We start from the raw sequence: 22,596 nt of genomic DNA on the forward strand, positions 1-22,596 counted from the left end.
GCCGTCGGTCGGAGTTGTGTGCCGCCCCAGCGCCCTCCTGCCTACCTAGGCAATCGGCCAAACGCGTCAACCCGCGGAATGCCGACGCCTTCCGCGCCGATGCGCTCATACCACCCGGAAGTAGCTCGTCATGCCGGTCTTCTGGTGCTCGATGATGTGGCAATGCAGCAGCCAGTCGCCGGGATTGTCGGCGACGAAGCCGAGCTGCACCTTCTCGTCGGGCTGAATGAGATAGGTGTCGGAGATTAGCGGCTGCACTGCCCTGGTCGATGACGACAGCACCTTGAAGCTCATGCCGTGCAAATGGATCGGGTGCGCGTGCGGGGTCAGGTTCTCCATGTCGATGATGTAGCTCTGGCCGAGCTTCAGTTCGGCGAGCGGCGCGGTCGGGTCCGGAGTGTCGCCCGGCCACGGCACTTTGTTGATCGCCCAGAAACTGTAGCCGAGCGAGCCGCAAATGCCGTCGGCCGCAACGTTCTCGGCCGTCGCGCTCAGCGCCAGGGGAATCCGCTTGGCGCTTGTCAGGTCCACCTCCGACACGGGATTGGCGTCAAGCGGGCCGAGATCGCGCAGATCGTGCTTGAGCGATTTGCCGACCGAGCGCAGCGTCGCCAGGATTTTCGGCTTGGTGCCCCTGACATCGCGCAGGCTGACGATCGCGCCCTCCTCGTCGGGCATGCGGATGGCAAGCTCCAGCCGCTGGCCAGGCCCCAGCTGCAAGGCATCCGGCGTAAAACGCTGCGGCACCGGATTGCCGTCGAGCGCGATGACCGTCGCCTCGGCGCCGTCGACGCGGAAGGCATAGATGCGGGTGACGTCGGTGATGGCCGCGCGCAGCCGCACCAGCCCGCCGGCCGGCGCATCGAATTGCGGCTGGCCCTGCCAATTGGCGGTGCGCACCGTGCCGAAGGTGCCGGCCTTGGCCGCGTCGCGCGGCCGGAACGGCTCGATGAACTGGCCGTCGTCGCCAAGCCGCCAGTCGCGCAGGTTGACGACCATCTCGATGTCGAAGATCGGGTCCTTCGGGTTCTCGACCACGATCACCCCGGTCAGGCCGTGGCCCATCTGGACCAGCGTGTTGCAATGCGGGTGGTACCAGAAGGTGCCGGCGTCGGGCGGCGTGAATTCATAGTCGAAATTGTCGCCCTGATAGACATAGGGCTGCACAAGGAACGGCACGCCGTCCATCTTGTTGGGAACGCGGATGCCATGCCAGTGGATGGTCGTCGGATCGTCGATGCCGTTGATCAAGCGCGCGGCAAACGGCTCGCCCTTCCTCATCCTGACGACCGGCGGCATGCCGGCCTCGCCGTAGGTCAGCACATTCTTCGTCGGCGCGCCGTCCATCAGCTGCGCCTCGATGTTCGCGGTTTTCAGGATCAGCGGGGCCGACTTGGCGGCAGCAAAGCCGGCCAATCTGCCGATAGTCGCGGCGCCGATGCCGGCCAGGCCTGCGGCAGCTGTGGTTTTGAGAAAGGCGCGGCGCGTGAATGTCGTCATATGGTTTCCGTCGGCAGGATGCCTCGGCCGTTGGAATTGAGCTGAACCAGTGAGCCGCCTACCACCATCCGGCGCGCCGGCCTAGTGCGTTTCACCGTTTCATGGAAACGGCGAAACGCCCTATCTCCTTGTTTTTGCGCAATTCCGGACGGAAAACCGCCCACACTTTTCCTGGAATTGCTCTAGTCCCGCAGGCTGAAGACGAAGGGCGCGGTGCGGGTGACGCGGGCGCCGAGCTCCGCCGGCGGCGCCGGCACCGAGGCGCCCTGCAATGCGCCGAGCGCCGCACGATCGAGATCGCCATCGCCCGAGGATCGCGCCAGCCGGGCCGAGACCACCCTGCCGGAGGTGTCGACCGTGAAGGTCACGCTCGGCGTGCCCTCGACCCGCCTGGAGCGCGCCGCGCTCGGATAGCGGGTGTGCCGCCTGATCCACGCCGCCAGGCTGGAATTCCAGCGCGACGGGCCGACGCTGGAGCGCGGCGCTGCATCCGAGGACCGGGTTGCTGCCGCCTTCGCCGCCGCCTTGGCGTCGATGCTGGCGGTGGTCGTCGCCTTTGGCGGTGGCGCCTTTTCCTTTTTCACCCGTTCTTTCGGCTTCTCGACCAGTTTTTTCTCGGCCTTCTTCCTGGCTTCGACCGGTCTCTGCGCCTTCATCTCCGCTTCCGCAGGTTTCGGTACCGGCAGCGGAATGACGACGTCCGGCGCGATCGCCTCGACAAGGTCGGGCACGGGCTCGTCCAGCGGCGGCCCCTCGCTCAGGGCAGCAACGGCCTGTTCGGCGGGAGCGACCTGTTTGGCCTCCTGCGTGTCGTCGGTATCGAGGGGCTGTTCAGCGACGGGCTCGGTCTGCTCGGCCACCGGCGCCGGGTCGATCACCGATTTCGCGTCGATGGGCTTTTCCGTCTCCTCCGCCGCATCGGGCGGCTCCGGTGTCACCGTGTCCGGCATCGCCGCCTCTTCCGGCACGGCGGGGGCGATGGCCAGCGGCGCCATCTCGACCGCCAGCGCCGGCGGCGGACCGCCATCCTGCATCTCGGCGAAGCTCAGATTCTGCACCGCATAGGCAACCGCCACATGCGCGGCCAGAATGATCGCGGCGGCGCTCGTCCACAGGCCGGCCTCACGCGCGCCGAAGCGCGGCTGCGAAATGCGGGAAAGCGCGGCGACCGTCATGGCGCTGAACCGTCACCCGGAGCCGACGCCGAGTTTACACCAGTTGCCGGAGCTCCAGACTCGGCCGGTCCGCCAGCACTGCCCGACGTAGTTTCGAGCCCCACCAGCGCGACCTTGAGATAGCCGGCGCTACGCAGCAGGTTCATCACCTCCATCAGGTCGCCATAGCCGACCGTCCTGTCGGCGCGCAGGAAGATGCGCGTCTGCTTGTCGCCCTTGGTGCGGCTGTCGAGCACAGCGGCAAAGGTCGGGCGGGGCAGGCTGTCATTGCCGACCGCGAGCGTCAGATCGCTTCTCAGCGTGAGGAACAGCGGTGTCTCGGGCCGCGGCGCGGGCGTAGCCGTCGATCCGGGCAGGTCGACATTGACGTCGACCGTGGCGAGCGGTGCAGCGACCATGAAGATGATCAGGAGCACCAGGATGACGTCGATAAACGGCGTGACGTTGATGTCGTGGCTTTCCTCAAGATCGTCGCCGGAGATCTCGCGAATGCGCGCCGCCATCGCCGCTACTCCGCCGCCATGGCCGTCGCCTGCGGCACAGTGCGGAAATCGAGGTCGCGACTGACCAGCCGCTCGACGCCGGCGGAAGCGTCGGCGAGGATCTGCCTGTAGCCGGCTATCGAGCGTGCGAAGACGTTGTAGATGACGACCGCCGGAATGGCCGCGACGAGGCCCATGGCGGTGGCAAGTAACGCCTCGGCGATGCCGGGCGCGACGACGGCGAGGTTGGTGGTCTGCGCCTGCGAGATGCCGATAAAGGCGTTCATGATGCCCCAGACGGTGCCGAACAGGCCGACGAAGGGCGCCGTCGAGCCGATGGTGGCGAGCAGGCCGGTACCGCGCGACATGCGCCGCGCCGCCGCCGCCTCGATGCGCGCAAGCCTGGAGGCGACGCGTTCCTTCAGGCCGTCGCCGGAGGCATGATCGAGCGCGCCGGCCGATAGCGCGCGTTCCTCTTCCGCCGCCCGCACCAGCAGCGCACCTGGACCGCCGCTGTGGCCAAGCTCCCGGCCGGCCTGCATCAGCGTCGCGGCGTTGCCGATCGCATCGGCGGCGCGACGGGCCCTCAGCTTGCCGGCGAAGACCTCCAGCGACTTGGCGAGCCAGATCGTCCAGGTGACGAGGGAAGCGAAGGCCAGCCCGACCATGACTGCCTTCACGACGATGTCGGCATTCATGAACATGCCCCAGGGCGACAGGTCGTGCGGCAGCATCAGCGAGATGGAAGGCTCTTCGCTCATGGCGCCGTTCGCAGCCGGCCGGATGCCTGGAGCGACCGACGTGGCGGCGGGCGCCTGCGCCGGGGGCGTCTGCAGGGTTGGAGCGGCCGGCGCCTGCTCGACCGGCGCAGGCGATCGTCCCTGCGCCGCGGCGACACCGGCCGAAAGAATGAGCGACGCGGCCAGCGCCGCCAAGAGGCTGTTTCGGGACAAGGCTCGTCCTCGCTTCATCATTGCAATGCGGCGGCCGCCATACAGACAGGCGCAGGGCGAGCCGTGCCGGGTGACTATGAAACATGAGTTTTCGAGTCAACTATAAAGATGACTATGTTGCTCCACAATTCATAATGTGCCTATGCCCGCCTGAGCACGCTGCGGGCCTGGACCGCAAGACGGTTGCCGGGCACGATGCGCATGGAGCAAGAAGAGCTGGCAGCCAATGATCAAGGCGATACCGTTCGATTTCCCTTATGACGGCAGGCTGGAGCCGCAGCACACGGCGCTGCTGGCGATCGACCTGCAGGAGGATTTCCTCTCGCCGACCGGCTACTTCGCCAGGAAGGGCTACGATCCGTCGCCGCTGCGAGCCATCCTGCCGGCGGTCAACCGGCTGATTGCCGCGGCCCGCGCCGCCGGCCTCACCATCATCCACACCAGGCAAGGCTATCGCGCCGACATGGCCGATATGACGTCTTACGAAAGATGGCGCCGCAAGCGGGCCGGCCTCGACGGCACCGATGTCCTGCTGCGCTCCGGCCCAGGTTTCCAGATCGTTTCCGACATCGAGGTGGCGCCTGGGGACATCATCATCGACAAGACCTGCAACAGCGCCTTCACCCACACGGATCTCGAGCTCATTCTGCGGGCGCGCGGCATCACGCATCTGATGTTCACCGGCTGCACGACGGATGTGTGCGTGCACACCACGCTGCGCGAGGCCTGCGACCGCAACTTCCAGTGCCTGACGATTTCGGACGCCTGCGCCAGCGGCGACCGGTATGCGCATGAAGCCGCGCTGCATATGGTGACGGTCGAGGACGGCGTCTTCGGCGCGCTGGCGGATTCGGCGGCCGTCATCAGCGCGCTATCACGGCTCGCGAGCGTGGCGAGCTGAGGATTTCGGGATCGCGCGGATCGCCGGGTTCCGGCCAGCCGATATCCTTGCGGATGTCGAGAGGCAGCAGATAGAGCGTCCGCGCTGCCCGATAGCGGGCACGGGTCGCGGTGTATTCGCCCGCGATGCGAGCGATGGATGACAGGATCGACATTTGCTTCTCCCTTGGTTGATGCCGGGATGCAACCCGACACTCACCAAGACGAAACGCGGATGGCTTTTGGAACGGCGAGGATAAATTTTTCTGAACTCACGGGCGCGGCGGCCGCTCGATATAGGTCCATGGCAGCGTCCGGATCGCGAACTTGATTGATTGCCGAAAAACTTTTGCATGTACCGTTCCGTTTTCGGTTCAGGCTTCGTCTTGAGCGTCGTAACGGGTGCGAGAGCCAAGACGGCCTCCGCCGTCAGGACGAACGGAGCCAAGCCATGTCGACCACAGTGACCTTGATCAACGTCTTCACCGCCAAGCCGGGCAAGCAGCAGGAACTCGCCAACATGCTTGCCGAGGGCACGAGGAGTTTCTTCAGCAGGCAGCCTGGCTCGCTGTCGTCATCCGTGGTCGTCGGCGGCGACGGCAGCAAGGTGGCCAACATCTCGCAATGGCGTTCGGCGGACGACATCGCGGCCTTCCGCGGCGATCCCCGCTTCGGCGAATACATGAAGAGCATCGTCGAGCTCGCCTCCGGCGAGACCATGATGGGCCACACGACTTATTCCCACACGGGCGGGGTGGAGAACTGAAGCAATTCCAGGAAAAGTGTGAAACGGTTAGGTTCGGCGCCTTCGCCGACCTTCTGTCCGGAATTGCGTCAAACAAAGAGGTAGAGCACGCGTGACCGGTTCGCACGATCAGTCCGTTGCGGCGACCGAAACCAGGCTTCGCGCCTTCGAGCGCGATGCCGCCTTGCTGAGAGCCAAGCTGCACCGCTACGCGTCGCGCATGGTTGGATCGGTCATCGATGGCGAAGACATTGTCCAGGAGGCTTTTGCAAAAAGCTTCGTGGCGATCAGGAATGGCGACATGCCCGACAAGACCGAGCCTTGGTTGTTTCGCATCGCACATAACGCCGCCCTCGACTTCCTGCGCAAGCGGGCCCGCTTGCGGGGACGCGAAAGCGAAGTCGAGCTCGACACGATCGCCGACCAGAACTCGGCGCTGGATGCTCGCATTGCCGCCGAGGCGAGCCTGGCCGAACTGATGCAACTGCCGCCGGCGCAACGATGCACGGTCGTGCTGAAGGATGTGCTTGGACACAGTCTGGAGGAGATCGGCGAAATCCTTGAAACTTCCGAGACCGCGATCAAAGGCGCGCTGCAGCGGGGCCGCGAGAGCCTGCGCAAGCTGGCGGCCGCGCCGCGCATCGCGCCGCCCCGCCCGGCGCTCGACCAACACGACATGCGGCGCCTCGGCGATTATGTGGCCGCCTTCAACGCCAGGGACTTCGATGCCTTGCGCGGCCTGCTGGCCGAGGACGTCAAGCTGGAGCTGGTCAACCGCCTGCGCGCCGACGGCAAGGAATATGTCGGCAATTATTTCGGCCGCTATGCCGACGAGACGCATTGGCATTTCACGGCCGGCCTCGTCGAAGGCCGGCCCGCCATCCTGGTCACCAGCCCGGAGCGTCCGGACGGACCGCCGCGCTATTTCATCCTCATCGATTGGGAGAACGGCCGGATCGCCGGCATCCGCGACTTCCTGTTCGCGGATTACGTGATGGACGGCCTGGACTATTCCGACGCGGAGCGACCTTAGTCTAGGACGCGCAGCGTTGCGCAAAAAGGTGTGAGGCAAACGCACCCGGCTGCGGGACCTCCGTCTCGCGTCGCGCCAGCGAATTCGCGACCAGCGCGATCGTCTCGCGCCCGATGCGGGCGATCTCGCCCAGGCGGTCGATGCCGCCGATCATGAACTCGTCGACTCCCAGCGCCGCATAGGGCAACAGCGCCAAGGCGAGCCGCGCCGGCGGCCCGGCAATCTCGACCGCCTTGTGATCCGAGGCGCCCGTCCAGCCGTCCGGGCGGATGCGGACCGGAAGCGCGAAGCGCAGCCTGCCGCCGCGGCCGTGCTCGGCGGCGGCGCTGCGCGCGCGCTCCATCAATTGCCTCACCCCGTCGGGCGAACCGGCGGCCAGCTCGAAGACATCGGCATGCTTGCCGGCGACCTTCAGCGCGGTGCCCGACTGTCCGCCGAGCCGGATGACGAGATCGGCGCCGTGCGGACCCTTGCGCGGCACGAAACCGCCGCGCACGCTGTAGAAGGCGCCCTCATGGTCGAACGGCCTGTCGTTCGACCACAGGCGCTTCAGCAGCACCAGATATTCGTCGATGCGCTGCCACACGACGGCGTGGCCGACCGGCCGTGCCTCGGCATCGCTGTCTTCCAGCGGCTCGCTCAGCATGCGAAGCGACAGACGCCCCCCGCCTCTGCGGTCGAGCGCTGCGAGCTGCCTGGCCGCTACCGTCGGCTCGATAACGCCGGCCCAATGCGTCAGCACCACCTCCAGCGAGCCGGTGCGGTCGAGCGTCTGGGCGGCGATGTCCATGTTGGCAAGCAGTCCGGCCGGATCGTCCACCACCAGCTTGCGGAAACCGGAATCCTCGATCAGCGACAATTTGGTCGCCGTCTCGGCGAAATCATAGAAAAAGCTGCCATTGGCAGGCTTGTCTGGAACATGCGTGAACTCGATCGGCATTGCCATCTCCTCCATCACGTTGGGCCGCCCCGCTCCGAACCCCCGAGTCAAATCCATCTCGTCGGCGCGCGACAGCGCGACGGCCTTCTTCAGCTCCGATTCTCAACTCAGATTATTGGACGGCGGGGCCTTTGTTTTTACGCAATTCCGGACGGAAAACAGATCGCACTTTCCTGGAATTGCTCTGGCCCCGGCTCAGTCAGGGGATGATCCCGAAAACGACGGCGCCGGTGAACACGAAGGCAAGCGCAAAGACGAGGTAGGCGAACGTGCCGCCATAGGCGGGCCTCCAGCTCTGGTCGGCGGCAAGCCTCTGGCCTTTGCGTTGGGCGTTCTGAATGTAGGACATGGTCGATCCTCCGTCGACCGTTAATCTATAAAGTTAGTAGACTTTGTCGATTGCTATTTTTGAGCAGTTTCTGGAACAAATTTTTGGGGAGGATGCAATCTGTGGTTTTTCATTCTCGCCCGGTAGCGGCATACCCGGTTCCAGGTTTTTCGTTCCAGAACGGCAGGCGCTCGACGGAGTGGGGGGTCGACTCCGGCGCGGTGCAAGGAGATTCGTGCGCCGAGTGCCCTTTCGCTTGCGGCGGTTGCGATGTGGTTCCCCTACTCCGTCGCTGCTTCGCAACGCCACCTCTCCTCCCTCCGGAGGGAGAGGAAAGGGCGCCACCCGCCTAACGCTCCTCCCGTCGGAACGGCTTCAGCAGCGCCGAAGGCGCGACCGCGTTGCGCGACATGAAGGCCATGGCGACGATGGTGAAAATGAAGGGCAGCATCAGGAAGGCTTCGTAGGGGATGTGGCCGAGGCCGCTCGCCTGCATCCTGAGCTGCAGCGCGTCGACGAAGGCGAAGAGCAGCGCCGCGCCCGCCGAGCGCCAGGGATCCCAGCGGCCGAACACGACCAGCGCAATCGCCACCCAGCCGCGCCCGGACACGACGCCGAAGGTGAAGGCGTTGAACTGCGCCATGGTGAGGAAGGCGCCGGCAAGGCCCATCAGAGCGCCGCCGAGGATCACCGCCTGAAAACGCGTGGCGATCACGCTGACGCCGGCCGAGTCCGCCGCGCGCGGATTCTCGCCGACCATGCGCACCGACAGCCCCCATGGCGTGCGGTAGAGCACGAAGGCGGCGAGCGGGATGGCGATGATCGCCAGATAAACCAGCGTGAACTGGCTGAACACCGCCGGGCCGAGGATCGGGATGTCCGAAAGCAGCGGGATCGGCACCGGCTTGAAGCCGTCGATGCTCGGCGGCACCGATTGCTGGCCGAAGATCAGCCGGTAGAGGAAATAGGCAAGGCCGGATGAGAACAGCGTCACGCCGATGCCGCAGACATGCTGGCTGAGGCCCAGTGCCACGGTGAACAGCGCATGCAGCGCGCCCATCAGCGCCCCGACCAGCACGGCCACCAGCACGCCAAGCCACAGGCTGCCGCCAAGGCTCGCCGCGGTGAAGCCGGCCATCGCCGACAGCAGCATGATGCCTTCGATGCCGAGATTGAGCACGCCGGCGCGCTCGGAAAACATTTCGCCAAGCGTGGCGAAGGCGAGCGGCGTGGCGATGCGGATGATGGCGGCGAGGAAGCCGACCTGGAAGATCTGCTCGAACACCGCGCTCATGTTTGCGCTCCCACGCGGCGGATGCGGTAGGCGGTGAACAGCAGCGCCACCAGCATGGCCAGCAGCGCCGTGCCCTGGATGACGTCGCTTAAGAAAGCCGGCACGCCGGTGGCGCGCGACATCGCCTCGGCGCCGGTCATGACCGCGGCCAGGAAGATCGCCGCCGGCACCACGCCGAGCGGGTTGAGCCTGGCGAGCATGGCGACGACGATGCCGGAATAGCCGTAGCCCGGCGAGATGTCGCTCATCACCTGGAAGTGGACGCCGCCGACCTCGCCGACGCCGGCGAGACCGGCCAGCGCGCCGGAGAGCAGCGCGGTGGAAAGCAGCACGCGCTGGACGTTGATGCCGCCATAGCGGGCGGCTTCCGGGTTCTCGCCGGTGACACGGATCCTGAAGCCGAGCGTGGTGCGCGCGATAAGGAACCAGCAAAGGGGTGCGGCGATCAGCGCTGCGACCACGCCGAGATGCAGCCTTGTGCCCTCGACCAGCACCGGGAAATTGGCCGAGTCCTCGATCGGCGGCGAGATCGGATAGCCGGAGAAGGTGTCCTTCCACGGCCCCTCGATCAGCGCCATCAGCGCGTAATAGATGACCGAGTTGAGGAGCAGCGAGCTGACCACATCGTCGACCTTGAATTTGATGCGCAATGTCGCCGGCACCAGCGCGACGAGAGCGCCGGCGGTGGCGCCTACAAGAGCCATCAGCAGCATAGCGAGATAGCCCGGCATCGGGATGGCGCCGACAAAGCAGCTTGCCACCGCGCCGGCGAGCAGCTGGCCCTCGGCGCCGATGTTCCAGAATTTGGCGCGGAAGGCGATCGCCACCGCAAGGCCGGTGAAGATCATCGGGGCGGCGCGCACCAGCGTCTCGGTGACGGCGTAGCTGTCGCCGAGGGATGCAGACAGCATCACGCCATAGGCCTCGACGACGCCGGCGCCGGCAATCGCGATCAGGCCGCTGCACAGGATCAGTGTGGCGGCGATGGCGACCAGCGGCAGCGCGAGGTTGAACCAGGCGGGCGTCGAGGTGCGGGCTTCGAGGCGGAACATCAGGCGTGCCCCTCCGCGCCGGTCATCATCAGGCCGAGCCTTGCGACGGTGGCATCCGCGCTGGGAAGCGTGCCCGCGATGCGGCCCTCATACATCACGGCTATGCGGTCCGAGAGCATCAGCAATTCCTCGAGGTCCTCGCCGATGACGATGATGCCGCAGCCCTTGGCGCGCATGGCGAGGAATTTCTCGTGGATGAAGCGGGCAGCGCCGATGTCGAGGCCGCGCGTCGGCTGCGAGACGATCAGCACCTTGGGGTCGAAGGCGAGCTCGCGCGCAAGAAGCGCCTTCTGCAGATTGCCGCCGGACAACGCTCCGGCGCGCACCATCGGTCCGGGGCAGCGTATGTCATAGGCCTTGATCTGTTGCTCGGCGAAGGCGCGGATGGCGGCCGGGTTGAGCAGGCCCTTGCGGCTGAAGGCCTCGGTGCCGATACGCGGCAGCACCATGGAATCGGCTAAAGGCAGGTTTGTGACGAGGCCGGTGGTCATCCGGTCTTCCGGGATGCGGCCGAGGCCGAGCGCCTGCAGCTCGCGCGGCGAAAATTGCATCACCGGTTTGCCGGCTATCATCATGGTGCCAGCCTTCGGCGGCAGCATGCCGGAAATGATGTCGGCGAGCGCACGCTGGCCGTTGCCGGAAACGCCGGCGATGCCGAGGATCTCGCCCGCACGGACGAAAAGCGAGACCTCGCGCAGCGGCGTGCCGGCATGAGCGGAAGTGGATATGCGGTCGAGCGTCAGCACGGCGGCGCCGGGCGTCGAAGCCTGCTTGACCGGCGGCACAATCTCGTGGCCGCACATCAGCTTGGCCATTTCCGCCGACGTGGTGCTTGCCGGATGGTCGACGCGGCCGGCGACCTTGCCGTGGCGCAGCACGACGCAGCGATGGGTGAGGGCCCGCACTTCGTTGAGCTTGTGCGAGATGAAGATGATGCCGAGCCCTTGCGCCGCCATCGAGCGCAGGGCGGCGAACAGGCCGTCCACTTCGCTCGGCGCCAGCACCGCCGTCGGCTCATCGAGGATCAAAAGCCTGGCGCCGCGAAACAGCGCCTTGATGATTTCCAGCCGCTGCTGCTCGCCGACCGACAACGCCGAGACCGGCAGGTTCGGGTCGAGGCTCAAGCCATATTGCCGGCTGATTTCGTCCAGGCGGGCAAGCCCGCGAGCACGGTCGATGCGGCCGGACTTGCCGGGAATGCCGATCAGGAGGTTCTCCAGCACCGTGAGGCGCGGCGCGAGGTGAAAATGTTGGTGCACCATCCCGATGCCGGCGGCCAGGGCGTCGGCGGAGTTGTGGATAGCAACGGGCCTGCCCTCGACCAGGATCTCGCCGGCGTCCGGCGCATAGGCGCCGAACAGCACGTTCATCAGCGTCGTCTTGCCGGCGCCGTTCTCACCGAGCAGCCCGAGAATCTCGCCGGGTGCGACGCTGAGGTCGACGGCCTCGTTCGCCTTGACGGCGCCGAAGCTCTTGGTGATGCCGCGCATTTCAATGAGTGGGGCGGACAAGGGTGCTCCTGCGCTGGTATCCCTCCCCCTTGAGGGGAGGGTGCCGAGCGAAGCGAGGCGGGAGGGGTCGCCTCAACCGCCTCGACGTTGATGAAAAGGATGGAGCGCATCGCGGGCGACCCCTCCCGGCCCTGCGGGCCACCCTCCCCTCAAGGGGGAGGGGAATGCCGGCTCTAATCCGAAACCGGCGTGTTCTCGTCGACGTCGACGCGGAAATTGCCTTCGAGGATCTCGGCCTTCTTCTTCTCGACCAGGTCCTTGACGTCCGCCGGCAGCGTCTTGTCAAACTTGTGGAAGGGCGCCAGATACGAACCGCCCTTGGCCATGCGCGAGAAATCGCCATAGTCCTGCGCGGTGAAGACGCCGGCCTTGACCAGCTTGATCGCCTGCTCGACCGTTGGGTACATGTCCCACACCGGGCCGGTGATGACCGTATCCGGCCCGAGGCTGGACTGGTCGGACATGTTGGAGATGGCAAAGATCTTCTTCTCGACCGCCGCCTCGATGACGCCGAAGCGCTCGGCATAGATGACGTCGACGCCGGCATCGATCTGCGCCACGGCCGCTTCCTTGGCCTTGGGCGGATCGAAGAAAGAGCCGATGAAGGCGACCTTCTTCTTGACGTTCGGGTTGACCTCCTTGGCACCGGCAAAGAAGGCATTGACCAGCCGGTTGACCTCCGGAATGCCCATCGCCGCGACGGCGCCGACCGTGCCCGATTTCGACATCTTTCCGGCGATCATGCCGGAGAGATAGGCGGGCTCGTGGATCCAGTTGTCGAAGACGCCGAAATTGGGTTCGGCCGGACCGGCGCCAGAGCCGAACAGCCACGCCGTCTTTGGGAATTGTTTGGCCGTGCGGCGCGACTCGCGCTCGGCGGCGAAGGCGTCGCCCAGCACCAGCTGGTAGCCCCCTTGAGCATATTCGCGCATCACGCGGCTGAAGTCGGCGGTCTGCACCTTTTCCGACCATTTGTATTCGATGCCCAGCTCCTTCTCGGCCTTCTGCAGGGCGACATGGATCTGGTTGTCCCACGGCTCCTCGATCGGCGTGGCGAAGATCGCCGCCACCTTCAGCTTCTTGTCCTTGGCGAAGGCCGCGCCGGGCAGTGCAGCCGCCGCTAGGCCGAGCGCGCCGAGTTCCAGCACGTTGCGCCGCGACAGGCCGGCGCGTTGCGTTTTGCTACGTTCGTTTTCCATTGAAGTGCCCCTCTGTTCGACAGCCGTGTCGAGCCGGCCGTTCCAAAATGTCAGACACCCGGGACTATGGAACGGCGCCTGAGATTTGTCCACATGGTCAAATTTGGGTGTTGTCGCCTCCGCGTTCGTCATCCACGGGCGGAGCAAGGAGCGTAGCGACGCAGCGCAGACCCGAGGATCCATGCCGCGACGTCTGAGCGCGGCGACGATGCAGAATAATCGACGGCTGTGCCATCGCTCGTTCTGCACCGTTGCATTCTTTGTCTGATGGAACGGCATGGATTCCAGGGTCTACGCTTCGCTTCGCCCTGGAATGACGAAGTTATGGGGCGCCGCCCGCACCTTCCCACGATCCCGTCTCGGCAAACCGCCTCAACGCCGGCGCCGGCTCAAAGATCGCCCGGCCGGTCTGCCGGTGCCAGAACTCCAGCCGCCTGACGATCTTCGTCGCACCTTCAAGCCCGGCCCAGAACATCGGCCCGCCCTTGCCGATCGGGAAGCCGTAGCCATTGACCCAGACGACGTCGATATCGGAGGCGCGCGCGGCGATGCCTTCCTCAAGAATCCTCGCACCCTCGTTGACCAAGGGATAAAGCGTGCGTTCGAGAATCTCCTCGGCGCCGATCTCGCGCCGCGCAATTCCAAGCTCCGCCGCCTTCGCCCGGATCAGCGCCTCGATTTCCGGATCGGCAATCGGCTCACGCGAGCCGGTCTCGTAACGATACCAGCCGCGCCCGGTCTTCTGGCCGAAATGTCCCTCTTCGCACAGCGCATCGGCGATCACAGCCTTCTGGCCGCGGGCCTTGCGGTTGCGCCAACCGATGTCAAGGCCGGCGAGATCGCCCATCTGGAACGGCCCCATCGGCCATCCGAAATCGGTGAATGCCTTGTCGACCTGACTTGGCGTCGCGCCTTCAAGCAACAGCGCCTCGTTCTCGGCGCCCCTTGCGGACAGCATGCGGTTGCCGACAAAACCGTGGCAGACGCCGACGACGACCGCGACCTTTCCGATGCGCCGCGCGAGGTCGGTGACCGTCGCCAGAACCTCAGGTGCGGTCTTTTCGGCGCGCACGATCTCAAGGAGCTTCATGACGTTTGCCGGCGAAAAGAAATGCATGCCGAGCACGTCTTGCGGCCGCGACGTAGAGGCGGCGATTTCGTTCACGTCGAGATAGGAGGTGTTGGTGGCGAGGATGGCGCCGGGCCTGGCGACCGCATCGAGCCTGCCGAACACGTCCTTCTTCACCGCCATGTCCTCGAACACGGCCTCGATGATCAAATCGCAATCGACGAGATCGGCGTAATCGGTGCTGCCCTTGAAAAGTCCGAGCCGCTTCTGCTTCGCCTCTTCGCTCAACGAGCCGCGGCTGACGGAGACGGCATAGTTCTTCTCGATCGTCGCCAGGCCGCGCCGCAGCGCTTCCTCGCTGGTCTCGAGCAAAGTCACCGGCAGATCGCCATTGGCGAAGGCCATCGCGATGCCGCCGCCCATCGTGCCGGCGCCGATCACGCCGACGCGCTCTATCCGGCGCTTCCGCAAATCCTTGCCCGGCACCTTCGCCGCCTCGCGCTCGGCGAAAAACAGATGCCGCTGCGCGCGCGACTGGTCGCCGGAAACGAGTTTTTGGAAGAGCTGCCGCTCGGCCGCAAGCGCTGCGTCGAACGGCAAGGTGATCGCGTTACGCACGGCTTCGGCGCAGGCAAGCGGCGCGTCCAGTCCGCGGGCTTTTCGGGCCAGATCGGCGGCTTGGCGGTCGAAGGCACCGAGGTCGGTTCCGGCAAGGCGGTCGTTGCGATCACGCACCGGCACGAACGGTCCGCCTCGATAAACCATTTCGCGGGCGAAACGAACCGCCTCTGCCAATAGATCGGTGTCGACAACCGCATCGGCAAGACCGACGGCCTTCGCCTCGCCGGCCGAGATCGGTCTGCCCGAGACGATCATGCCGAGCGCTTTCGCGGCGCCGACCAGGCGTGGCAAACGTACGGTCCCGCCGCCACCCGGCAACAGGCCGAGCTTTACCTCCGGCAGGCCGAGCTTGGCGCCGGCGTCCGCGACACGAAAATGGCAGCCGAGCGCCAGTTCCAGCCCGCCGCCGAGCGCCGTGCCATGGATGGCGGCCACCGTCGGCTTGGCGATGGTTTCCAGCAAGGCAACGATGGCGCGCAGTTCCGGTTGCTCGACCGGCTTGCCGAATTCAGTGATGTCGGCGCCGGCGACAAAGGTGCGGCCGGCGCAGGCGATGACGATCGCGCTCGCGGCGGGATCGTCGCGCAAAGCGGTGAGCGCCTCGTAAAGCGGCTTGCGGACATGAAAGCTCAGCGCATTGACCGGCGGGTTGTCGATGGTGACCACCGCCACGCCGTTCTCGTTCGTGACGCTGACAGAACTGGACAAGCGGAACCTCCCGAGACCGGCTGCAACCGCGCAAGGGTTTACTAGGCAGCGACCCGAATGGGAACCCGATCCGGCCCTGGCCCAATTGTTGGCGAGGCCCGGTTAGTTGTCCACGCGGCCGAAGGGCGGCACGTCGCCGATCACCTCGCGCTTGTCCTTGCCGCAGGCGAAGGTCTTTGCCTTGTCATCGGCGAGCTTGCGCGCCTGGTCGTTGGCCTGCGGGTTGCCAGTGGCTAATACCAGGCCGATCGTGCAGCCTTGATGCTCTTCCGGTTGCGCGACCTTGGCGACGACCAGCACATCGGTCGATTTCTTTTCGTCCTCAGGGTTGCTGACGGAGCGGCGGTGGATGGCGGCGAAGGGGATTGCGACGCCGCCATTGGTCTCGATGCGCCATTCCACCTTCGGTCCGGAGCCGTTGAAGGCGGTGAAGCTCTCCCAGACCGCAGTCATGTCGTCGGACGGAAAGCCGTAATAGACGGATTCGCGCGCGTCGTCATAGCCGATCAGCACCGGGTAGCCGCGGTAGCCGGAGCAGGCGAGGCTCGCCCAGTCGCCGTCGCCTTCCGCGGCCTGCGCGTAGGTCACGCAGTCCTTCTTCCAGTCGAGATCGGTGTAGGCGCTGGAGATGTCGCCGGCCTGGGCCGCCTGGCAGAAACCGGCGAGGGCAAGCGGGACCAGAAGAGCGCGCATCGCTGACAACTCCGTTCGAGCTGCCCGAGCGTAACGTCAATCGCTATTTCTTCAAGCTGGCTTCGATCAAGAGGTCGGCGTTGCGGGCGACTGCCGCCGCCGGTCCGCCAACGCCAAACAGCTGACCGCTGATATAAGCGCCTTCGATGAGCAGCAGCAGGCCGTCACCCAGCGTATCGGAATCGGCGGCGCCCATTGCGGCGGCCATGGCGCGCAGGCGGCGGCGCAATTCGACTTTGTTGTTCTCGCTCACCACCCGTGCGGGATGGCCGCGCTCGGGATATTCCACCGCAGCGTTGGTCATGCCGCAGCCGCGATAGTCCGGCTTTTGCGTGCGCTTGCCTACGCGGGTCAGGAAGGCGATGATCTGGGCGCGCGGATCGCCCGGATGCGCGTCGACGGCTTCATCGAAGCGTTCCCAGAATTCGAGGTCGTATTTGCGCAGATAGGAGGCGGCAAGCTCGTCCTTGGATGGAAAGCTGCGGTACAGGCTCGGCTTTGTGACGCCGGCGCGCTTGACGATCTCGTCGACGCCGATCGCCCTGATGCCTTCGCGATAAAAAAGGTCGCGCGCCACGTCCAGGATCTTGTCCGCCGCCCTCGGAGCAGGGGGCTCGCTGATCGACGCTTCAATTTTATTGTCGGATGGCATTCAAACAACTCGCTTGACAATGTTACTGACCGGTACGTATGTATGGCCTCACTCCATTGCAACGTACCGGTCAGTAACATGATAATCCAGTCCCGTCCGTTTGGCCAGCGCTACGCATTCGTCGTTGTTGCCGTCATTTTCCTGTGCCTGCTGATCGCGGCCGGGCTCCGTTCGGCGCCCTCGGTGATGATGGTGCCGCTGGAGAAAAGCTTCGGCTGGCATCGCGACGTAACGTCCTGGGCCGCCAGCGTCGGCATCCTGCTCTACGGCCTGACCGGTCCGTTCGCCGCCGCGCTGATGGAGCGCATTGGGCTGCGCCGCACGCTGCTCGGCTCGCTGCTGGTGATGTCGGGATCGACCGCGCTCAGCCTGTTCATGACTGAGCCATGGCATCTTTTCATCACCTGGGGCGTGTTTTCCGGCATCGGTTCGGGCGCGGTGGCGAGCGTGCTCGGCGCCACCATCGTCAACCGCTGGTTCAAGACCAATCGCGGCCTGATGATGGGGCTGATGTCGGCCTCCAGCGCCACCGGAATGCTAGTCTTCCTGCCGCTCATCGCCTCGCTGGCGCAGAGCGGCGGCTGGAAGCCGGTGGCGATCGCCGTGGCGCTGGCCACCGCCGCGCTGATACCCTTCGTCTTGCTGCTGGTGCCGGAGCGCCCCGCTTCGATCGGCCAGGTTCGTTACGGCGCCGATGCCGACGACGTGCCGCCGGTGTCGCCGGCATCGCAGGGCAATTTCCTGGCGCACACGCTGAACACGCTGCGCCGCGCGGCGGGCACGCGGGTGTTCTGGTATCTGTTCGCCACCTTCTTCGTCTGCGGCTTCACCACCAATGGACTCGTCGGCACGCATCTCATCGCCTTCTGCGGCGATATGGGCATCGGCGAGGTGCAGGCAGCCGGGCTGTTGTCGATGATGGGCATTTTCGACCTGATCGGTACGACGTTGTCCGGCTGGCTCACCGACCGTTTCGATCCGCGCAAGCTGCTCGGCGTCTATTACGCGGTGCGCGGTCTGTCGCTGATCTACCTGCCCTATTCCGGCTTCTCGGCTACCAGCCTGGTCATCTTCGCCGTGCTCTACGGGCTCGACTGGATCGCCACCGTGCCGCCGACGCTGCGGCTTGCCAACGAGGCGTTCGGCGATCGCAGCGGACCGATCGTGTTCGGCTGGATCGTCGCCGGCCACCAGGTGGGCGCCGCGGCCGCCGCCGCCTTCGGCGGCACGATGCGCGAACTGCAGGGCAATTACGAGCTGGCCTTCCTGATTGCCGGCATGACGGGCATCGCGGCGGCTTGTATTTCGCTCTTGATCAACACCGACAGGCCGGCTTTCGAGCCGGAGCCGCAGGCGGCTTGAGGCGCGACTTTCCCTTCTCCCCTTGTGGGAGAAGGTGGCCGCGAAGCGGCCGGATGAGGGGTGCTCCAGGGAACACCGACGCCTCACTCCGCTGGAACACCCCTCATCCGTCTCGGCGCTTGCGCGCCGATCCACCTTCTCCCACAAGGGGAGAAGGAAGATGTCGACTGTTATCAAAACTTCATGGTTCCGATATGCGCCTGAAACATTGAAGCGAGAGCTTGGCGGTCCCGCTCAATGCCATCCCGGAGACAGCCATGAACAAGCTTTCGCTCACCCGCCGCGCTTTCGTCACTTCGGCCAGCGCCTTCGGCCTTGTCGGCGCCTCCGGTCTGGCGCTGCCCTATTATTCCCGCGCCAGCCAGCGTCCGGCCTTCACGCATGGCGTCCAGTCCGGCGACGTCGACGCCATCTCGGGCATGGTCTGGACCCGCACCGATCGTCCGGCCCGCGTGATGTATGAAGTGTCGACGACCGAAAGCTTCGCCAATGCGACGCGGCTGGCGGCGCTCGATACCTCGCCGGCCAGCGACTACACGGTGAAGCGGCTGCTCACCGATCTCGCCTCGGACCAGGACATCTTCTACCGCATGACTGCTGCCGATCTTTCCGACATCAATGCCGTGTCCGAGCCGATCGTCGGCCGTTTCCGTACCGCGCCGTCGTCCAAGCGCGATGTGCGCTTCGCCTGGTCGGGCGACACCGCCGGTCAGGGCTGGGGCATCGACGAGACCGGCATGAAGACCTATTCGACCATCGCCAAGCACACGCCGGACTTCTTCCTGCATTCCGGCGACACCATCTATGCCGACGGCGCCATGAAGGACGAGGTCGACCTGCCCGGCGGCGGCAAGTGGAAGAACGTCGTCATGATCGACGGCAAGCGCAAGGTGGCCGAGACGCTGGACGAATACCGCGACCAGTGGAAATACAACATGATGGACAAGCATGTGCTTGGCCTGTCGGCCATCTGCCCGACCTTCTACCAGTGGGACGACCACGAGGTGCTCAACAACTGGTCGGATTCGAAGGACCTGACCGCCGACGACCGCTACAAGGAAAAGTCGATCCATGTGCTGGCGGCCAGGGCGGCTCGCGCCTTCCATGAAATGACGACCATCCGTTACGAGCCGTCGGAACCGGGCCGCGTCTACCGCAAGGTCTCGCATGGGCCGCTGCTCGACGTGTTCTTCCTCGACATGCGTTCCTATCGCGGCCCGAACGGCCCCGACATGGAAGAGACGCTGACGCCGAAGTCGCGCATGATCGGCGAGGAGCAGTCCAAGTGGCTGAAGCGCGAGCTGGCGAATTCCAGGGCAACGTGGAAGGTCATCGCCGCCGACATGCCGCTTGGCCTGGTCGTCTGGAACGACGCGGCGAAGAAGGCCGGTGCCGAGGCGGTCGCAAACGGCGACAATGGCGTGCCGAAAGGCCGCGAGTTGGAATTCGCCGACGTGCTGCGTTTCATCAAGAATGCCGGCATCACCAACACGGTGTGGCTGACCGCCGACGTCCACTACACCGCGGCGCATTACTACAATCCCGACAAGGCGCAGTTCCAGGATTTCAATCCGTTCTGGGAATTCGTCTCCGGCCCGATCCACGCCGGCACCTTCGGCCCCAACGACCTCGACATGACCTTCGGGCCGGAGCTGAAATTCATCAAGGCGCCAACCGCCGAGCAGGGCCAGAACCTGCCGCCGTCGGCCGGGCTGCAGTTCTTCGGTCTGGTCGACATTTCCGGCGCGACGGAACAGCTCACCGTGCGGCTGATGGATCGCGACGACAACGAGCTTTACAAGGTTACGCTCGATCCGGTGCGGTCGGCTTAGGCTGCGTTGATATTCAGGTGATGCCGGCCTGCGAACAATGGTTTCCTGCGCTTCCGGTGCTCACGTACTTTAAGTACGCTCCGCTCCGGTTCTCGGAAACCACCGTTCTCGGCCCGGCCTAACCTGAATCTCAACACACCCTGGACCCAGCAGTCGCTCGGCCTAATGCCGCGATGTCAAAGCGCCGTGACAGTCCAGAACTGAACTCGGAAATGCCGTCAAGAGCGTCAATCCGGATAGCAAGCCGTGGGAATCTTCGGCCAGACTGCGGTGTCGCAGTTGGCATCCTTCTGGCGTTGCTTGAAGGCGGCGCTGACCGGGCCGGTGACGATCGGGTCGACGCCGTCGGGGGCGTCGGCGAACATCTGCTGCGCGGTCCTGGCGTCGGGCGGTACGATCGGGTCGGCTTGCCGAAGGGCAGCCGCCGACTGCGCGGCACCGGCCGCGACGAGCACGCCAAGCGCCGCCCACGCGAAAACCGGACGCAATCTGGACATCTGATCGGTCATGAACATGGAACTGTCCGGCCCCTCAAAGGTTCCGCCTTGGTTAACGGAATCATTTCACACCAAGACGTTTAAGAATCGGTGACCATGTATTTGGGGTCGGGCCTCCCCTTTCGCAATTGCGAAAAACCTTGTATGAGCCGCGCAACCGAAAAAGGCGGCGCCTCTGGGCCTGCTGCCTGCAACGCTCCCGAGACCAGACAATGAACCTCCGCAATATCGCGATCATCGCGCATGTCGACCATGGCAAGACCACCCTGGTCGACCAACTCCTGAAACAGTCCGGCGCCTTCCGCGACAACCAGCGCGTCGCCGAGCGCGCCATGGATTCCAACGACCTCGAAAAGGAACGCGGCATCACCATCCTGGCCAAGGCGACCTCGGTCGACTGGCATGGCACCCGCATCAACATCGTCGACACGCCCGGACACGCCGATTTCGGCGGCGAGGTCGAGCGCATCCTGTCGATGGTGGATTCGGCGATCGTGCTCGTCGACGCCGCCGAAGGGCCGATGCCGCAGACCAAATTCGTCGTCGGCAAGGCGCTCAAGGTCGGCTTGCGCCCGATCGTCGTCATCAACAAGATCGACCGTCCGGATGCCCGCCATATCGAAGTGGTCAACGAGGTGTTCGACCTCTTCGCCGCGCTCGACGCCACCGACGAGCAGCTCGACTTCCCGATCCTCTACGGTTCGGGTCGCGACGGCTGGGTTTCGGAAAACCCCGAGGGTCCGAAGGACCAAGGTCTTGCACCGCTGTTCGACCTGGTCGTCAAGCATGTGCCGGCGCCGACGGTCCATCCCGGCCCGTTCCGCATGATCGGCACCATCCTCGAGGCCAATCCGTTCCTCGGCCGCATCATAACCGGCCGCATCGAGTCCGGCACGCTGAAGGCCAACCAGGCGGTCAAGGTGCTGCACCATGACGGCACGCAGATCGAGACCGGCCGCATTTCCAAGATCCTCGCGTTCCGCGGCCTCGAGCGCCAGCCGATCGAGGAAGCGCAGGCGGGCGACATCGTGGCCATCGCCGGCCTGTCGAAAGGCACCGTCGCCGACACCTTCTGCGATCCGGCGGTGAGCGAGCCGCTGCATGCGCAGCCGATCGATCCGCCGACCGTGACCATGTCCTTCCTCGTCAATGACTCGCCGCTTGCCGGCACCGAGGGCGACAAGGTGACCAGCCGCGTCATCCGCGACCGGCTGCTGCGCGAGGCCGAAGGCAATGTCGCGCTGAAGATCGAGGAATCGGCGGAGAAGGATTCCTTCTTCGTGTCCGGCCGCGGCGAATTGCAGCTCGCCGTGCTGATCGAGACGATGCGCCGCGAAGGCTTCGAGCTTGCCGTGTCGCGTCCGCGCGTCGTCATGCAGAAGGGCGAGGACGGCCAGCTGCTGGAGCCGGTCGAGGAAGTCGTTATCGACGTTGACGAGGAGCATGCCGGCGTCGTCGTGCAGAAGATGTCGGAGCGCAAGGCCGAGATGGTCGAGCTGCGCCCGTCCGGCGGTAACCGCCAGCGCCTGGTTTTCCATGCCCCGACGCGCGGCCTGATCGGCTATCAGTCCGAATTGTTGACCGACACGCGCGGCACCGCCGTGATGAACCGGCTGTTCTTTGCCTACGAGCCGTATAAGGGCGAGCTGCCCGGCCGCACCAATGGCGTGCTGATCTCCAACGAGCAGGGCGAATCGGTCGCCTATGCGATGTGGAACCTGGAAGACCGCGGCCCGATGATCATCGATCCGGGCGTCAAGGTCTATCAGGGCATGATCATCGGCGTCCATTCGCGCGACAACGACCTCGAAGTGAACGTGCTCAAGGGCAAGAAGCTCACCAACATCCGCGCCGCCGGCAAGGACGAAGCGGTGAAGCTGACGCCGCCGATCCGCATGACCTTGGAGCGGGCGCTCGCCTGGATCCAGGACGACGAGCTGGTCGAGGTGACGCCGAAGACCATCCGCCTGCGCAAGCTCCATCTCGACCCGAACGAGCGCAAGCGTTTCGAGAAGGCCGCCAAGGTGATGGGCGCGGCGTAAATTTTCAGAGAAGGTACAAGAGGGAGCGG

General features: G+C 65.2%; 20 protein-coding genes and 1 pseudogene. 6 read left to right on the forward strand and 15 right to left on the reverse strand.

The genetic code is table 11. The annotated features are described in order from the left end of the window. Positions 1–105: 105 nt before the first annotated feature. From LB525_RS22405 to exbB, 4 genes are all read right to left on the reverse strand, one after another. Positions 106–1,500 carry a multicopper oxidase family protein gene (locus LB525_RS22405; protein WP_224547252.1) on the reverse strand — a complete coding sequence of 465 codons (1,395 nt, stop codon included), beginning with the start codon at positions 1,498–1,500 and terminating at the stop codon, positions 106–108. A gap of 182 nt (positions 1,501–1,682) precedes the next feature. After that, the gene (locus LB525_RS22410) at positions 1,683–2,675 is read right to left on the reverse strand and encodes an energy transducer TonB (RefSeq protein WP_224547254.1); all 993 of its coding nucleotides are present in this window, start codon (positions 2,673–2,675) and stop codon (positions 1,683–1,685) included. Further along, complete coding sequence (gene exbD, locus LB525_RS22415) at positions 2,672–3,178, reverse strand: TonB system transport protein ExbD (protein ID WP_224547256.1); 507 nt, start codon at positions 3,176–3,178, stop codon at positions 2,672–2,674. The genes LB525_RS22410 and exbD overlap by 4 nt, the downstream gene beginning before the upstream one ends. A 5-nt stretch (positions 3,179–3,183) precedes the next feature. Continuing rightward, positions 3,184–4,110: a tonB-system energizer ExbB gene (gene exbB, locus LB525_RS22420; RefSeq protein ID WP_224547266.1), complete on the reverse strand. Its 927-nt coding sequence runs from the start codon at positions 4,108–4,110 to the stop codon at positions 3,184–3,186. Positions 4,111–4,336: 226 nt separating this feature from the next. On the opposite strand from exbB, the gene LB525_RS22425 reads away from it, so the two are divergent. After that, positions 4,337–5,011 (forward strand): cysteine hydrolase family protein, encoded by a 675-nt coding sequence (locus tag LB525_RS22425; protein ID WP_224547268.1) that lies wholly within the window; start codon positions 4,337–4,339, stop codon positions 5,009–5,011. Here the strand turns inward: LB525_RS22425 and LB525_RS22430 are convergent. Continuing rightward, positions 4,974–5,165 carry a hypothetical protein gene (locus tag LB525_RS22430; protein ID WP_224531985.1) on the reverse strand — a complete coding sequence of 64 codons (192 nt, stop codon included), beginning with the start codon at positions 5,163–5,165 and terminating at the stop codon, positions 4,974–4,976. The genes LB525_RS22425 and LB525_RS22430 overlap by 38 nt on opposite strands. Before the next feature lie 275 nt (positions 5,166–5,440). Here LB525_RS22430 and LB525_RS22435 point away from each other — a divergent pair, with 275 nt between their 5' ends. Together LB525_RS22435 and LB525_RS22440 are read left to right on the forward strand one after the other, a co-directional pair. Continuing rightward, positions 5,441–5,755 carry a putative quinol monooxygenase gene (locus tag LB525_RS22435; protein WP_224547270.1) on the forward strand — a complete coding sequence of 105 codons (315 nt, stop codon included), beginning with the start codon at positions 5,441–5,443 and terminating at the stop codon, positions 5,753–5,755. A 91-nt stretch (positions 5,756–5,846) separates the two neighbouring features. Further along, positions 5,847–6,767, forward strand: coding sequence for a sigma-70 family RNA polymerase sigma factor (locus LB525_RS22440; RefSeq protein WP_224547272.1), 921 nt, complete (start codon positions 5,847–5,849; stop codon positions 6,765–6,767). Position 6,768: 1 nt separating this feature from the next. On the opposite strand, the gene LB525_RS22445 is transcribed toward LB525_RS22440, so the two are convergent. From LB525_RS22445 to LB525_RS22485, 9 genes and pseudogenes are all read right to left on the reverse strand, one after another. After that, positions 6,769–7,707, reverse strand: coding sequence for an LLM class flavin-dependent oxidoreductase (locus LB525_RS22445; RefSeq protein WP_224547274.1), 939 nt, complete (start codon positions 7,705–7,707; stop codon positions 6,769–6,771). Positions 7,708–7,906: 199 nt separating this feature from the next. Further along, positions 7,907–8,056, reverse strand: coding sequence for a hypothetical protein (locus LB525_RS22450; protein ID WP_140544253.1), 150 nt, complete (start codon positions 8,054–8,056; stop codon positions 7,907–7,909). 328 nt (positions 8,057–8,384) lie between these two features. Further along, on the reverse strand, positions 8,385–9,329 hold the full coding sequence (locus LB525_RS22455) for an ABC transporter permease (RefSeq protein ID WP_224547276.1): 945 nt from the start codon (positions 9,327–9,329) through the stop codon (positions 8,385–8,387). Continuing rightward, a complete protein-coding gene (locus LB525_RS22460; protein WP_224547286.1) occupies positions 9,326–10,381 on the reverse strand; it encodes an ABC transporter permease in 1,056 nt (351 codons plus the stop codon). Before LB525_RS22460 ends, LB525_RS22455 begins: the two co-directional genes overlap by 4 nt. A 239-nt stretch (positions 10,382–10,620) precedes the next feature. After that, positions 10,621–11,871: pseudogene (locus tag LB525_RS22465) on the reverse strand (ABC transporter ATP-binding protein); the annotation flags it as partial. A 194-nt stretch (positions 11,872–12,065) separates the two neighbouring features. Next, entirely contained in the window at positions 12,066–13,091 is a 1,026-nt protein-coding gene (locus tag LB525_RS22470; protein WP_224547289.1) for a BMP family protein, read from the reverse strand. A gap of 322 nt (positions 13,092–13,413) precedes the next feature. Further along, positions 13,414–15,489 (reverse strand): 3-hydroxyacyl-CoA dehydrogenase NAD-binding domain-containing protein, encoded by a 2,076-nt coding sequence (locus tag LB525_RS22475; RefSeq protein WP_224547291.1) that lies wholly within the window; start codon positions 15,487–15,489, stop codon positions 13,414–13,416. 102 nt (positions 15,490–15,591) lie between these two features. Then, entirely contained in the window at positions 15,592–16,182 is a 591-nt protein-coding gene (locus LB525_RS22480; RefSeq protein WP_224547293.1) for a hypothetical protein, read from the reverse strand. A 43-nt stretch (positions 16,183–16,225) separates the two neighbouring features. After that, positions 16,226–16,834: a TetR/AcrR family transcriptional regulator gene (locus LB525_RS22485; protein ID WP_224547295.1), complete on the reverse strand. Its 609-nt coding sequence runs from the start codon at positions 16,832–16,834 to the stop codon at positions 16,226–16,228. Between the two features lie 78 nt (positions 16,835–16,912). Between LB525_RS22485 and LB525_RS22490 the strand changes: the two genes are divergently transcribed. Together LB525_RS22490 and LB525_RS22495 are read left to right on the forward strand one after the other, a co-directional pair. Next, positions 16,913–18,196: an MFS transporter gene (locus LB525_RS22490; protein ID WP_224547297.1), complete on the forward strand. Its 1,284-nt coding sequence runs from the start codon at positions 16,913–16,915 to the stop codon at positions 18,194–18,196. Between the two features lie 257 nt (positions 18,197–18,453). Continuing rightward, entirely contained in the window at positions 18,454–20,028 is a 1,575-nt protein-coding gene (locus LB525_RS22495; protein WP_224547300.1) for an alkaline phosphatase D family protein, read from the forward strand. A gap of 227 nt (positions 20,029–20,255) precedes the next feature. Here LB525_RS22495 and LB525_RS22500 read toward each other — a convergent pair whose 3' ends face one another. Beyond that, positions 20,256–20,543 carry a hypothetical protein gene (locus LB525_RS22500; RefSeq protein WP_224547302.1) on the reverse strand — a complete coding sequence of 96 codons (288 nt, stop codon included), beginning with the start codon at positions 20,541–20,543 and terminating at the stop codon, positions 20,256–20,258. A 194-nt stretch (positions 20,544–20,737) separates the two neighbouring features. Here LB525_RS22500 and typA point away from each other — a divergent pair, with 194 nt between their 5' ends. Further along, entirely contained in the window at positions 20,738–22,567 is a 1,830-nt protein-coding gene (gene typA / locus LB525_RS22505) for a translational GTPase TypA (protein WP_140544231.1), read from the forward strand. The last annotated feature ends 29 nt before the right edge of the window (positions 22,568–22,596 follow it).

The organism is Mesorhizobium sp. CA16 (assembly GCF_020165175.1).
Classification (GTDB): domain Bacteria; phylum Pseudomonadota; class Alphaproteobacteria; order Rhizobiales; family Rhizobiaceae; genus Mesorhizobium.

Bases quoted from the DNA above. Each gene is read 5' to 3' on its own strand.
- LB525_RS22405 (WP_224547252.1), bottom strand. From the start codon at position 1,500: ATGACGACATTCACGCGCCGCGCCTTTCTCAAAACCACAGCTGCCGCA.
- LB525_RS22500 (WP_224547302.1), bottom strand. From the start codon at position 20,543: ATGTTCATGACCGATCAGATGTCCAGATTGCGTCCGGTTTTCGCGTGG.
- LB525_RS22435 (WP_224547270.1), top strand. From the start codon at position 5,441: ATGTCGACCACAGTGACCTTGATCAACGTCTTCACCGCCAAGCCGGGC.
- LB525_RS22480 (WP_224547293.1), bottom strand. From the start codon at position 16,182: ATGCGCGCTCTTCTGGTCCCGCTTGCCCTCGCCGGTTTCTGCCAGGCG.
- LB525_RS22470 (WP_224547289.1), bottom strand. From the start codon at position 13,091: ATGGAAAACGAACGTAGCAAAACGCAACGCGCCGGCCTGTCGCGGCGC.
- LB525_RS22410 (WP_224547254.1), bottom strand. From the start codon at position 2,675: ATGACGGTCGCCGCGCTTTCCCGCATTTCGCAGCCGCGCTTCGGCGCG.
- LB525_RS22455 (WP_224547276.1), bottom strand. From the start codon at position 9,329: ATGAGCGCGGTGTTCGAGCAGATCTTCCAGGTCGGCTTCCTCGCCGCC.
- LB525_RS22425 (WP_224547268.1), top strand. From the start codon at position 4,337: ATGATCAAGGCGATACCGTTCGATTTCCCTTATGACGGCAGGCTGGAG.
- exbD (WP_224547256.1), bottom strand. From the start codon at position 3,178: ATGGCGGCGCGCATTCGCGAGATCTCCGGCGACGATCTTGAGGAAAGC.
- LB525_RS22460 (WP_224547286.1), bottom strand. From the start codon at position 10,381: ATGTTCCGCCTCGAAGCCCGCACCTCGACGCCCGCCTGGTTCAACCTC.
- LB525_RS22490 (WP_224547297.1), top strand. From the start codon at position 16,913: ATGATAATCCAGTCCCGTCCGTTTGGCCAGCGCTACGCATTCGTCGTT.
- LB525_RS22485 (WP_224547295.1), bottom strand. From the start codon at position 16,834: ATGCCATCCGACAATAAAATTGAAGCGTCGATCAGCGAGCCCCCTGCT.
- LB525_RS22430 (WP_224531985.1), bottom strand. From the start codon at position 5,165: ATGTCGATCCTGTCATCCATCGCTCGCATCGCGGGCGAATACACCGCG.
- typA (WP_140544231.1), top strand. From the start codon at position 20,738: ATGAACCTCCGCAATATCGCGATCATCGCGCATGTCGACCATGGCAAG.
- LB525_RS22450 (WP_140544253.1), bottom strand. From the start codon at position 8,056: ATGTCCTACATTCAGAACGCCCAACGCAAAGGCCAGAGGCTTGCCGCC.
- LB525_RS22445 (WP_224547274.1), bottom strand. From the start codon at position 7,707: ATGCCGATCGAGTTCACGCATGTTCCAGACAAGCCTGCCAATGGCAGC.
- LB525_RS22495 (WP_224547300.1), top strand. From the start codon at position 18,454: ATGAACAAGCTTTCGCTCACCCGCCGCGCTTTCGTCACTTCGGCCAGC.